Here is a 12,317-nt window from a genome sequence, read left to right on the forward strand (position 1 = left end):
CGGCGGTGAATTCATTGTCTCCGCGGAACTGGGAATATGTCGGCACGCTCGGCATGGTGACCGGCGACATCTGCATGCTGCTTTGCCACCATGGTTTCAAGAAGATCATCGTCTTGTCCGGCCACGGCATCGGCGCCACGCTCGGCTTCCAGCGCAGGCAAGGCGACGCTGGCCACGAAAGAGATGGGCGAGGACATCCTCAACCGCATCATGCCGGTGCTGGTCGACAAGCTGAAGGCCATCATCGCCGGCTGAGGGGTGCGCATTTGCGAGATGCGCCTTGTTGTCGCCGCCGTCGCGGTGCGCGTGCGACGAGCGGCCCGAGTTCAAAGCGCTGCGGGCCGGATCAGGTGTCGCGATCCGCAGTCCCGGGGGTCAGGCCGAGCTTCGCAGCATCAGTTCGGCGTTGAGCAGAATGCGTTCGCTTCCCGGGTTCGCCGCCTTTTCATCCAGCCTGTGCAGGAGAAGTTCGATCGCCAGACGGCCGATCTCGTTGTAGTTCTGCGCAACCGTGGTGATCGGCGGGCAGGCGTAGCGCGACAGCGGATGGTCGTCGTGTCCCGCGACCCGCATGTCACAATCCGCCCCGTGGCCCACCTTGAGGCCCAGCTGATAGGCGGCCGCGATCACGCCGAAGGCAACACGGTCGTTGGCACAAAGCACCGTCCGGGTCGGAAAACCTTGCCCTTTCAGGATACGAAGCGCTTCATCAAAGCCGAATTTCTCGAAATCCCATGAGCGCGCATCAGTGACGGGCACGATGCTCGGCTTCATCTTGAACTGCTGCATGGCCTCGACATAGGCGTCCTGTCTGGCTTGGGCGTTGTTGTTGACAAGCGGCATGGCGAAATAGCAGGGCAGCTCGCCGGACCTGCAGAGATAATCGACGATGAGCCTGAAGCTCTGCCTGTTGTCGGTGCCGACGAACGACGACGTCTCGTCAAGCGGCGAGTCGACATAGATCAGCGGGATGCTCGATCCGAGTTCCGCCAGGATGCGGTGGTGGGACTGCACGCCGAGCGGCGCGATGATGGCGCCGGCAATGTTCATCGACTTGAATGTCTGGATCGCCTGGTCCTCCATTTCGGCACGTCCGTCGGAGGACAGCACGAACGCCAGGAAGCCGGCTTCATTGGCGATCAGCTCGATGCGGCGCGTCAGCGCCATGTAGAACGGATCCGTCGAATTCGGAATGATGACGCCGAGAATGTTGCTGCGGCGGCGGTTGAGATTGACGGCGAACATGCTGGGCCGGAAGTCGGATTTCTTCAGTGCGACCTCGATGGCGCTGCGCGTGTTTTTCCGCACCGAGCTGGGATCGTTGAAATATTTGGAAACGGTGGTGCGAGACAGACCGACAAAGGCCGAGAAGTCCTCCATCGTCCTGATCGTCTTTGCCATTCATGCGCTCCCTACTCGGCCTAATGCATGTCGCCCAAAAATGCGCAGCGGTTTTGGGATAACGACATGCATGAAACAAAGACTTTATCCATCTTGATAGATGAGTCACCGTTTTGCCGAAAGGCAGAGCAACAGTCTTTCCCGCACATCGCCTGACCTACGCTTCGGCAGAGAACTGTACCTTCATCGTGGTTGGGTCGCCGCTGCTCTTGGCGAAGAACGGCAGCAGTTCGGAAAGCGACAGCTGGTGGGTGACAAGCCGCGCCATCGTGCCGTCGTCCCGGCTGAGAATGTCGAGCGCCTGCGGGATGTTCCGGTTCAACGAATGCGACCCCGCCAATCTGATCTGCCGGCGGAAAATCTCGAACGGGGCGACCGAAATCCTGGCATCGGGGGCGCAGACGCCGAAAACGAGCGCGGTGCCGCCATCGGCGGTGAAGCCGATCATGCTCTCGACCACCTTGGCGACACCGGTGGCATCGGCGACGAAATCGAACCCGCGAGCCCGCGCCGACAGCGCCTGCGATCCGGACACCAGCGGCTCCAGCCCGAGCGCCTCAGTGAAGGCGAGGCGCTGTTCGCTGATGTCGGCGACCGCCACGCTCGCAACACCCTTGGCCTTGAGTGAGAGGGCCAGAAGCAGACCGATCGGCCCGGCGCCGAAGACCAGCGCGGTGCCGGGTGCGTCCTTGCCGGCTTCGATCCCGGCGGCGCCAAGACCATTAAGGACACAAGCGAGCGGCTCGGCGAGCGCCGCCGTGTCGAACGCGAGGTCGCCGATCCCGTGCAGATGATCGGCGGCAACGAGACTGAACTCGGCGAAACCGCCATTCTCGGTCACGCCATAGGCTTTCAGGGTGGCGCACAGATTGGTCAGGCCCTTCCTGCAAGCGGGACAATGCCCGCACGGGATGTTGGGATCGACGGCAACCCGGTCGCCGGGCTTGACCCTGGTGACATCGTCGGCGACCGCCTCGACGGTGCCCGCATATTCGTGGCCGGGAACCAGCGGAAACGCGCCTTCGCCGTAGCGGCCATACAGCACCTCGATGTCGGTATGGCAAAGGCCGGCCGCGTGGACCCGCACCAAAGCGTGTCCAGGCTTGACCTTCGGCAGGTCGAGATCCGCCATGCCGGCAATGCCCGCGGCTGTAAATCGGATGGCCTTCATGTCAGTCTCCCTTGTCTCGGATGACGCGGCCTGGAGCGCGTCAGCTCATCCAGTTGCCGCCGTCGACATTGTAGGTCTGCGCCAGGATGTAGTCGCTGTCGGGGGAAGCCAGGAAGACGGCGAGCCCCGCAATATCCTCGGGCTGGGCGAAACGGCCGATCGGAACGGACCTGGCCACGGCCGCCTTCTTCTCGCCCGGCTTCAGGCCTTCCCAGCGCGCGAAGTGCGCATCGACAACGTCCCAATGCTCGCCATCCACGACGCCGGGCGCGATCGCGTTGACGTTGATGCCGTGCTTGACCAACGCAAGTGCTGCAGACTGTGTCGCCGAAATGATCGCTGCCTTGGAAGCGCAGTAAAGTGTCACCAGCGCCTCGCCGCGGCGGCCGGCCTGGCTCGCCATGTTGATGATCTTGCCGCCACGCCCGCGCGCGATCATCACATTGGCCACCGCCTTCATCATGAACAGCGGCGCCTTGAGATTGATGGCGAACACCCTGTCGTAGCTCGCTTCGGTGATGTCGGTTATCGGCGCCATGTCGAAGATGGCCGCATTGTTGACGAGGATATCGATGCCGCCGAAATCGCGGTCGATGTCAGTGACGATCCTGTCGATCGCATCGAGGTCGGTGACGTCGAGCTTGACGGCGCTGGCCGCCGCACCGATCGCGGCGGCCGCCCGCGTCGCACGCTCGATGTCGATATCGGCAATCACCACCTTGGCGCCTTCGCGCGCATAGGCTTGTGCCAAACCCAGGCCAATGCCGCGCGCGCCACCGGTTATGAGGGCAATCTTATTCTTCAGCTTCATGTCCAATTCCAATTCCGTGAGTTTTTGAAAACGCTACCAGAACGGCCGGATGGCGGCGGGCGCGATAATCATGGGAGAACGTCGCCATCGAATCCCGCACGCCTGCTGGGAAACGCACGGACCCACAGTAGTGGATCCGTGCATTTTCCGGGCCTGCTGCAACGGGAGGTTTTTACAGGCCAGGATTGCCAAGAGACGGCACACGCTCCGCCCCTTGGCTGCTCGCCTACTTGATGTAGCCGGCCTCCGTCATCGTCCGCTCCACCGCGGTCTGGGCGCCATTGAGTGCGTCATCCACCGACTGCTGGCCTGTTACCGCGGCCGCAACCGCCTGACCGACCAGGGTTCCGATACCCTGGAATTCGGGAATGGCGACGAACTGGATGCCGGTATAGGGCACCGGATCCTTGGTCTGCTTGGTCGGATCGGCGGATTCGATCGCCGATAGCACCGTCGCGGCGAACGGCGCCGCCTTCTGGTAATCCGCGCTGGCATAGGTGGACTTGCGCGTTCCCGGAGGTGCCGCGACCCAGCCTTCGGTCTCGCCGACGCGCTGGACATAGGCTTTCGAGGTCGCCCACTTGACGAAGGACTTCGCGGCATCGGCCTTGGTGGACGTGACCGGGATAGCCAGGCTCCATGCCCAGCCCCAAGCCGAACCGTTGGGCGTGACCGCCACCGGCGCCTTGGCGAAGGCAACCTTGTCGGCAACCTTGCTCTGCTTCGGATCATAGACGCGACCCGCCGCGGACGTGGCATCGATCCACATGGCGCAATGGCCGGAGGCGAACAAAGTCTGGTTCTCGTTGAAACCGTTGGAGCTTATTCCCGGAGGTCCATCCTTCTTCATCGTGTCGACATACCAGCCGATCGCCTTCTTCCACTCGGGCGAATTGATCTGCGGCTTCCAGTCCATGTCGAACCAGCGGCCGCCGAACGTGTTCACCAGCGTGCCGACGAAAGCCATGTTCTCGCCCCAGCCCGGCTTGCCGCGCAGGCACAGGCCGTATTGCTCCTTCGACTTATCGGTGAGCTTGTCGGCGAATTCCGTGATCTGGTCATAGGTCGGCTGCTCCGGCATCTTCAGGCCGGCGGCGTCGAACAGATCCTTGCGGTAGAGGGCGAACGAGCTTTCGGCATAGAAGGGCACAGCGTAAAGCTTGCCGTCGACCGTCAGGCCGCTGCGAACCGGCGCGATCAGATCGTCATAGTCGTAGTCGTCGCCGAGATCGTTGAGCGACGTGAGCCACCCGGCCTTGCCCCAGATCGGCGTTTCATAGCCGCCGATCGTCAGCACGTCGAACTGGCCGCCCTTGGTGGCGATGTCGGTGGTGACCCGCTCGCGCAGGACGTTCTCCTCCAGCACCACCCAGTTGACCTTGTTGCCCGTCGCCTTCTCCCATTCCGGCGACAGCTTCTGCATGATGATCATGTCGCCGTTGTTGACCGTCGCAACCGTGATTTCCGCGGACAGGGCGGCACCCGCCGTCAGCACTGAGGCCGTGAGCGACAGGCCAAGAATTCCAATACGCTTACCAATTGGCATTTCGTCTCCTCCTTTACGAATGCGCATGTGTAAGTGAACATGCGTGTATATTTTATTGCGCTTGAAAACGCCCGAGTCAAGCTTCGTGGGCTCGATATTTAGCGTTCGGCCAGGATAGACGCATAGCCACTCGCCATTTGGCGGGATCACGAGAGCCACGCACGGCGCAAATAAAGTGAACATACGTGCAGTTTGTATTGACTTCGCTCTCGACGCGAATTACCTCGGCTTGGTCAGGAGCCATCGTGCAATCCGCACGCCGATACGATCCGCGTCGGCTCCGGCTGGGGAGAGAAGGAATTGCAGGAATGAGCCATTCCCGCCGAAGAGAGATCGCCTCCGAAGCCGCGGGGCCGACGATTGCCGCCGGCGAGATCCTGGCTGAGATCATGGCGACGGAGCGGGGTCTCGGTTTTCTCGAACCGCTGACGCTGGCAGGGCCTTACCCGAGTGGCGCCCCCGCCATATTCATCGATCAGGTCGCAAGACTGGGCGGCGGCGCCGGGATCATCGGCTGCGTCGGCCGCGACGATTTCGGCACGATCAACCTGGAAAGGCTGAGGCGCGATGGCGTCGACGTGTCCGCCGTGTCGGTCAGCGACCGCTATCCGACGGGAAGCGCCTTCGTGCGCTACAGGCCCGACGGCGGCCGGGACTTCGTCTACAACATCGCCGAATCCGCCGCCGGGCAAATCCACCTCACCGGCGAAGCGCGCCATCTGGCGGACAGGGCCGGCCACCTGCATGTCATGGGGTCCACTCTGTCCGTCGCCGGGCTGAAGGAGATCGTCGCCTATGCCGCCAAGGCGGTGCGCGCCCGCGGCGGCTCGACCTCCTTCGACCCGAACGTGCGCAAGGAACTGATCGACGGCGCCGACGGCGCGCAATTTTCAGCACTCGTCGACGATGCGGACCTGCTGCTGCCGTCGGGCGACGAGTTGCTTGCCGCGGCAGGCGTCGACGACGAATGCCAGGCGGTGACGGCGCTGATCGCCAGGGGCGTCGGCGAGATCGTGCTCAAGCGGGGGGCCGCCGGCTCGTCCTGGTTCGGCGCCGACGGCACCAGGGTCGACTGTGCCGGTTTCCTGGTGGAGGAAGTGGACCCGACCGGAGCCGGCGACTGTTTCGGCGCGACTTATTTGACTTGCCGCCGCAAAGGCATGGAGCCTGCCAAGGCGCTGTTCTATGCCAATGCGGCCGGCGCCCGCAACGTCACGCGGCGCGGGCCGATGGAGGGCGTCGCCGGCTTCGATGTGCTTGACGGCTTCATCGCCGGGACCGCGAGGGCGACATGATGGCCAACCCGCTTGCCGGCCTCGCCACCGCGCGCGGAAACGGATCGCCTTACGGCATCACCTCGATCTGCTCGGCCCATCCGCTGGTGATCCAGACCGCCATTAGGCGCGCCGTCAAGGACAAGGAAAGCGCGCTGCTGATCGAGGCGACCTGCAACCAGGTCAACCAGTTTGGCGGCTACACCGGGATGACCCCGGACCTGTTCATCGCCTTCGTGCTGGAGATCGCCAACCGGGAAGGGCTCGAGGCCTCACGCATCATCTTCGGCGGCGACCATCTTGGACCGAACCCGTGGCGCGCCGAGCCGGCCGGGCAGGCGATGAGCAAGGCGGAAGCCATGGTCACCGCCTATATCTGGGCCGGCTTCAGCAAGCTCCATCTCGACGCCTCGATGGGCTGCGCCGGCGAGCCGGCGGCCCTCGATGACAGGACCATCGCCACGCGGGCGGCGCGACTGGCCAAGGCCGCTGAAAAGGCGGCGCGCGCGGCCGGCGGTGCCTTGCCGGTCTACATCATCGGCACCGAGGTTCCCGCCCCGGGCGGCGTCGATCACGCGATCAGCGACCTGAAGCCGACCGAAGCAGCAGCCGCGCGCCGCACCATCGAGGTGCATCGCGAGATCTTTGCCAGGGAGGGTCTGGCGGAAGCGTTCGAGCGCGTCATCGCCGTGGTCGTGCAGCCGGGTGTCGAGTTCGGCAGTCAGAACGTCGTCGCCTACGCGCCCGAAAAATCGACGGCGCTGACCGGATTGCTCGATGAAGAACCGTCGCTCGTCTACGAGGCGCATTCCACCGACTACCAGAGTCGCGCGGCGCTGACCTCGCTTGTTCGCAACGGTTTTCCCATCCTCAAGGTTGGTCCGGGCCTGACATTCGCCTTGCGCGAGGCGCTCTATGGCCTCGACCTGATCGCCAGCGAAATGGTCGCGGATTACGGCGACAGGCCGCTTGCCCGCACGATGGAGCGCGTGATGCTGGCTGCATCAGGCCATTGGCACAGCCACTATCATGGCAGCGAGGCGAGCCTCTATGTGCAGCGTCACTACAGCTATAGCGACCGGATCCGCTATTATTGGAGCAACCCCACTGCCGGCGTTGCCGTCGGCCGCCTGCGCGAGGTGCTGAACGGCGTCAGCATTCCCGAAACGCTGATGCGCCAGTTCCTGCCGATGCTGCCGGCCGGGCTTGGATTGGCGGGGAACCCCGAAGCAATTCTTCACCAAGCGGTCGGCCAGGTGCTGGCCGACTACGATGCCGCCTGCATTGGAGACAGGGCCTGAGGCCACACCGCCATCTCGCCTCTTGAGAACCCCCTGCGCAAGCCGAATCGGCTCTCGCAGAATGCCGGCGCGGCCATCACATAATGCCGAAGGTCCTGTAGGCATCGACCGCGCTCATGCCCTCGCGGATCGCCTTGGCGACCAGCTTTTCGCCGCGCACCTTTTCGAGGGCCAGCCGCACCACCTCTTCCTCCACTTGCCGTGGAATGACGAGGACACCTTCCTTGTCACCGAACAGCAACGTCCCCGGCTCGATCCGCACGCCGCCGATCTCGAGCGCGCAGCGATAGTCGATGACCTTGCCGCGCACGCCCTGATCCTGTGCGTAGTAGCCGGTGCAGAAGCAGGGGAAGTCTAGCGCCTTGATGCCGTCCGTATCGCGTGCAAAGCCGTTGACCAGCGCGCCGTGCGCGCCGAGGATTTTTGCACGCGTCGACATCAGCTCGCCCCACAGCGCGTAGCGGGGCGAGGCGCCGCTGGCGACATAAATCTCGCCGGGCTTGAGATCGTCCAGCGCCTCGAACATCAGCCCGAACGGCTTGGTCATCAGCGGATTGCGCGTCGGCTCGTCGGAGGGAAAGATGTCGGATTCGAGCACCGGCATCGCACGGCCCAGCAAGCGTGTCTTCTCGTCGACCGGCTTGAACACCGGCGGCAGGAACTGATGCTGCAGCCCCAGCGTATCCATCACGTCGCCGACCACCGCGACGAAGAGCTCCTTCTCGAACAGGCGATACATCTCGGCGTCGTCGGCATAGAGGCGCGTCGGTTGTGTCATCAGGATTGTATCCGGCTGTTCGTGGATTGGGTGGTGCGGGAAGGTCCCAGCGCCGCGGCGTGCTGGACCAGAGCGCGCATGTAGCCCAGGGCAAAAGCCTTGCCGGCGTGCCAGGGCGCGTCGCAGGACATTTCCGGCGTGTGATCGGGGATGAGGACGCCTTCATAGGCTTCGTCACGCAGGATGCGGACGATCTCGGCCATATCGATATCGCCGTCGTCGACGAAGGTCTCGTGATAGGTCGGCACCTTGCCGCGCACGTTGCGGAAATGGATGTAGCCGATGCGCTTGCGTTGGGCGAAGCGCCTGACATGCTCGTAAATGTCGTCGGTGCCGGGCATTTCCTGCAGCGAACCGAGGCAGAGCTCAAGCCCGTTGGACGGCGAGTCGACGATGTCCATCAGCCGGTCGTATTTCTCAGGCCGGTTGACGAGCCGCGCGGCACCGCGCAGCGCTTCGGCCGGCGGATCGTCGGGGTGTGCCGCCAGCACGACGCCGGCCGCTTCAGCCACCGGCACGAGCTCGTGCAGGAAGACGCTGAGCCGCTGCCAAAGCTCCTCGCTGCTGACCGTCACCGGTTCGGCATCCGGCCGGCCGGCACGGTAGCGCATGTTCCAGACAACGCCGTCGGGCAGCGGCAGATCGGCATCGATGGCTGCGAGGTCGAGCCCCACCGACATGGCCTCGCCGCGTGCGAACGGCCCGCGCGACCAGCCCCAGACGCCGGCGATGGAAAAGTTGTAGCCGATGCACGGAATGCCGGCGCGACCGGCGTCGCGGACAAGGCGCTTCAACCCTTCGATCTGCTTCGCACGATCGGGGCCGCCGAGCAGCACGTCGGACCAGAAGCGGGGCGAAAGATTCTCGATCGCCGCGATTTCCAATCCGTTGTCGCGAACCGTCTTCACCAGGCCGGAAAAATCCTCGTAGGTCCAAAGCGCGTCGGTGGAGCAGTCGCCCCAGCCTTCCGTTTCGCTGCCGGCCGACAGCGAAGGGTCGCGGCCGCGAAAATAGTTGGTGAGATGGGCAACGATGTGGGTGGCGCCAGCCTGGCGGGCGAAGCGGAAATTGTCCGGGGTCAGCGACTCCCGGTAAAGGCCAAGACCGATCTTCATGGTTCTACTTCACACCAATGCCGGCGGTCAGGCCGCCATCGATTCTGTAGTCGGCGCCGGTGCAGAATCCGGCTCTCGTCGAACACAGGAAGGCGATGAGTTCCGCCACCTCCTCCGGCTCGCCGATGCGTCCGATGGGGTGCGCTTCGCCGAAGCGCTTGTAGGCGGCCTCGACATCGGCATCGGTGCCGTTCTCGCCGCGTGCCGCCTTTTCCAGGATCGGGGTGCGGATCGAGCCCGGGCTGACCGAATTGACGCGGATGCCGGAGCGCGCATAGTCGAGCGCCAGCGAGCGCGTCAGCGTATGGATCGCCCCCTTCGTCGTCGCATAGGCGGCGACATTCTGCTGGCTGGCATGCCCCTGTACCGAGGCGACATTGACGATGGCGCCGCCGCCCCGGCGGATCATTTCCGGAATGCCGAAATGCGCGGTCAGGTAGATCGAGCCGACATTGACCGACATCGCCTTGTTCCAGGTCTCGAAATCGGTGCTGGTTGCTGTTCCATACGGATGGACGGCCGCGGAATTGACGATGATGTCGAGGCCGCCGAACCGCTCGACGCCGGCCGCGACCGCGGCGCGAACCTGATCCGGCACCGAGACGTCGGCGTCGATGACCAGCACGCCTGCTCCGGCGTTTTCCAGATCCGCCTTCATCGCCGCGTTGGCCGCGCGGTCGATGCCGCAGGCGATGATCGCCGCGCCACCGGCCGCAAGGCGCCTGGCGCTTGCGAGGCCAATCCCGGTCGTGCCGGTCACCAGAGCGACCTTGCCGTCGAAATCCTTCATTGCGGGAACTCCATCATTGGCTGTCGGAAGCCGGCTCTTCCGGCAGGAAACGCAGGGCGAAGTCGAGATGGCGGCTGATCAGATAGGCGTAAGCCAGCCTGTCGCGCGCGCGCAGCGCAGCAACGATCTCGCCATGCGCGGTCCTTGTATCGGCCAGCACTGGCCGCATCTCCTTGCCGATGGTCATGATCCGCAGGATCACCGGGGACAGGAAGGAGTACATATCCGTCAGCATGCGGTTGTCCGCCAGCTTGATCAGCGCCATGTGGAAGTTGAAATCGTTCTCGGCCGCCTCTTCGATCGAGCCGCTGTCAACGATCCGGGCGTTGATCTCGTCGAGTGCCTCGATCTGTTCGTTCGAGGCGTTGAGCACGATATGGTCGCCGATGCCGACTTCGATGATGCGCCGGTAGCCCTGTATGTCAGCGAAGGACGAGCGCGAGATGTCCATATGCGCGGCGAAGAAATTCTGGATGGCGATGCTCTGCCCGTCGGCCAGGACGGCGCCGACGCGGGGCTTCGGCTCGATAAGCCCGTAGGTGCGGATGGTGCGCAACGCCTCGCGCACGGTGTTGCGGCTGGCGCCGGTGATCTCGCTGAGCTCGCGCTCGGTCGGCAGCACGTCGCCGACATTCAGCTGCCGCACGCGGATGAGGTCGAGAATCCGCCCGGCCGCCGTGTCGACCGCGGACCGGCCGCTGACGCGCCGGGCAGTGGCGTTCTCGCGCATGGCTTGAGAGCTTTCCAACGTCGAACCTTCCTGAATTGTTGGACCAACATACCGCAGACCTCAGCGAAAACAATCGGTTTTTGATCGGTGATCCCAGCATTTGGATGAAAATCACATCAGGAAGGCTAGACGATCGGCTCGAATTTTTAGTTTGACTCTCATTGTGGTCCAACAATAAGTTGCGCTTCTCTCGCAGAAGGAAAGCGGCAATGGAACAGTGCTGGCGCTGGTATGGACCGGACGACCCGGTGACGCTCGATCATGTCAAGCAGGCGGGCGCGACGGGCATCGTATCGGCCCTGCACGACATCTATGACGGGCGCGCCTGGCCGCTCGAGAGCATTCTGGAGCGCAAGCGCATCATCGAGGCGGCAGGGCTGACCTGGTCGGTCGTCGAGAGCATTCCCGTCCACAATTCCTTCAAGATCGGCGCGCCGGAACGCGAGCGCTACGCCGGCTATTATCGCGACACGATCCGCGCGCTTGCCAAGGCCGGCATCGCCACGGTCTGCTACAATTTCATGCCCGTGGTCGACTGGACCCGCACGGATCTGGCCTACCGGCTTCCGACGACGGGTTATGCGCTGCGCTTCGATGCGATCGATTTCGCGGCCTACGACCTGTTCGTGCTGAAGCGCAGGAATGCCGAGGCCGGCTACAGCGCCGCCCGCATTGCCGAAGCGGAAACGCGCCTGAAGGAATTGAGTGCCGAGAAGATCGACAGGATCGAGCGCAACCTGATCGCCGGCCTGCCGGCTACCGAGCGCAGCTACGACCGCGACAGTTTTCGCGAGGCCCTGGCGGACTACGATTCAATCGGGCCGAAGGAATTGCGCGACAATCTTGCCTGGTTCCTGCGCGAGATCATTCCGGTGGCCGAGCAGGAAGGGGTGCGCATGTGCATCCATCCCGACGATCCGCCCTTCTCACTCTACGGCCTGCCACGCATCGTTTCGACCGCCGAGGATGCGCGTTTCATCCTCAACGCCGTCGAGAGCCCGGCCAATGGCCTGACTTTCTGCACCGGCTCCTATGGGACACGCGCCGACAACGACATCGTCGCCATGGTCAAGGAATTCGCCGACCGCATCCATTTCGCCCATCTGCGCAACATCACCATCGAGGAGGACGGCTCGTTTTATGAAGCCGAACATCTCGAGGGCGGCACCGACATGGCGCATGTCATCCTCGCTTTGATGCAGGAGGAGGCGCGCCGTCGCACGGAAGGGCGTGCCGACTGGCGCATCCCGATGCGTCCGGATCATGGCCATCTGCTCGCCGACGATATCGGCAAGACCAGGATCAATCCCGGCTATTCGCTGATCGGCCGGCTGAAAGGCCTCGCCGAGCTGCGCGGCATCATGCGCGCGGTGGAGACGTTCGGACTGGCTTGAAGCCCT

General features: G+C 63.8%; 12 protein-coding genes. 4 read left to right on the plus strand and 8 right to left on the minus strand.

The window, feature by feature from the left end; genetic code table 11:
* Positions 1–90 precede the first annotated feature (90 nt).
* Complete coding sequence (locus BPNPMPFG_RS29010) at positions 91–255, plus strand: hypothetical protein (protein WP_258591997.1); 165 nt, start codon at positions 91–93, stop codon at positions 253–255.
* 120 nt (positions 256–375) lie between these two features.
* Here BPNPMPFG_RS29010 and BPNPMPFG_RS29015 read toward each other — a convergent pair whose 3' ends face one another.
* From BPNPMPFG_RS29015 to BPNPMPFG_RS29030, 4 genes are all read right to left on the minus strand, one after another.
* Positions 376–1,380, minus strand: a complete 1,005-nt coding sequence (locus tag BPNPMPFG_RS29015) for a LacI family DNA-binding transcriptional regulator (RefSeq protein WP_258596963.1) — start codon at positions 1,378–1,380, stop codon at positions 376–378.
* A 178-nt stretch (positions 1,381–1,558) separates the two neighbouring features.
* On the minus strand, positions 1,559–2,572 hold the full coding sequence (locus BPNPMPFG_RS29020; protein WP_258591998.1) for a zinc-dependent alcohol dehydrogenase family protein: 1,014 nt from the start codon (positions 2,570–2,572) through the stop codon (positions 1,559–1,561).
* 40 nt (positions 2,573–2,612) lie between these two features.
* Positions 2,613–3,383: an L-iditol 2-dehydrogenase gene (locus tag BPNPMPFG_RS29025; protein ID WP_258591999.1), complete on the minus strand. Its 771-nt coding sequence runs from the start codon at positions 3,381–3,383 to the stop codon at positions 2,613–2,615.
* Between the two features lie 226 nt (positions 3,384–3,609).
* Positions 3,610–4,929, minus strand: a complete 1,320-nt coding sequence (locus BPNPMPFG_RS29030) for an ABC transporter substrate-binding protein (protein WP_258592000.1) — start codon at positions 4,927–4,929, stop codon at positions 3,610–3,612.
* Between the two features lie 308 nt (positions 4,930–5,237).
* Here BPNPMPFG_RS29030 and BPNPMPFG_RS29035 point away from each other — a divergent pair, with 308 nt between their 5' ends.
* Together BPNPMPFG_RS29035 and BPNPMPFG_RS29040 are read left to right on the plus strand one after the other, a co-directional pair.
* Positions 5,238–6,224: a tagatose kinase gene (locus BPNPMPFG_RS29035; RefSeq protein WP_258592001.1), complete on the plus strand. Its 987-nt coding sequence runs from the start codon at positions 5,238–5,240 to the stop codon at positions 6,222–6,224.
* Positions 6,224–7,504, plus strand: coding sequence for a D-tagatose-bisphosphate aldolase, class II, non-catalytic subunit (locus tag BPNPMPFG_RS29040; protein ID WP_258596965.1), 1,281 nt, complete (start codon positions 6,224–6,226; stop codon positions 7,502–7,504). The genes BPNPMPFG_RS29035 and BPNPMPFG_RS29040 overlap by 1 nt, the downstream gene beginning before the upstream one ends.
* A gap of 76 nt (positions 7,505–7,580) precedes the next feature.
* Here the strand turns inward: BPNPMPFG_RS29040 and BPNPMPFG_RS29045 are convergent, their stop codons facing one another.
* Genes BPNPMPFG_RS29045 through BPNPMPFG_RS29060 form a run of 4 tightly spaced genes read right to left on the minus strand, consistent with a single transcriptional unit; the run spans position 7,581 to position 10,917 of the window.
* Complete coding sequence (locus BPNPMPFG_RS29045; RefSeq protein ID WP_258592002.1) at positions 7,581–8,282, minus strand: RraA family protein; 702 nt, start codon at positions 8,280–8,282, stop codon at positions 7,581–7,583.
* Positions 8,282–9,397, minus strand: a complete 1,116-nt coding sequence (locus BPNPMPFG_RS29050; protein WP_258592003.1) for a mannonate dehydratase — start codon at positions 9,395–9,397, stop codon at positions 8,282–8,284. The genes BPNPMPFG_RS29045 and BPNPMPFG_RS29050 overlap by 1 nt, the downstream gene beginning before the upstream one ends.
* A 4-nt stretch (positions 9,398–9,401) precedes the next feature.
* Positions 9,402–10,187: an SDR family NAD(P)-dependent oxidoreductase gene (locus BPNPMPFG_RS29055; RefSeq protein ID WP_258592004.1), complete on the minus strand. Its 786-nt coding sequence runs from the start codon at positions 10,185–10,187 to the stop codon at positions 9,402–9,404.
* Between the two features lie 13 nt (positions 10,188–10,200).
* Positions 10,201–10,917 carry a FadR/GntR family transcriptional regulator gene (locus BPNPMPFG_RS29060; RefSeq protein ID WP_258592005.1) on the minus strand — a complete coding sequence of 239 codons (717 nt, stop codon included), beginning with the start codon at positions 10,915–10,917 and terminating at the stop codon, positions 10,201–10,203.
* Positions 10,918–11,126: 209 nt separating this feature from the next.
* Here BPNPMPFG_RS29060 and uxuA point away from each other — a divergent pair, with 209 nt between their 5' ends.
* Positions 11,127–12,311: a mannonate dehydratase gene (gene uxuA / locus BPNPMPFG_RS29065; protein WP_258592006.1), complete on the plus strand. Its 1,185-nt coding sequence runs from the start codon at positions 11,127–11,129 to the stop codon at positions 12,309–12,311.
* Positions 12,312–12,317: the final 6 nt, after the last annotated feature.

Source organism: Mesorhizobium sp. AR07, from assembly GCF_024746815.1.
In the GTDB taxonomy this organism is placed as follows: domain Bacteria; phylum Pseudomonadota; class Alphaproteobacteria; order Rhizobiales; family Rhizobiaceae; genus Mesorhizobium.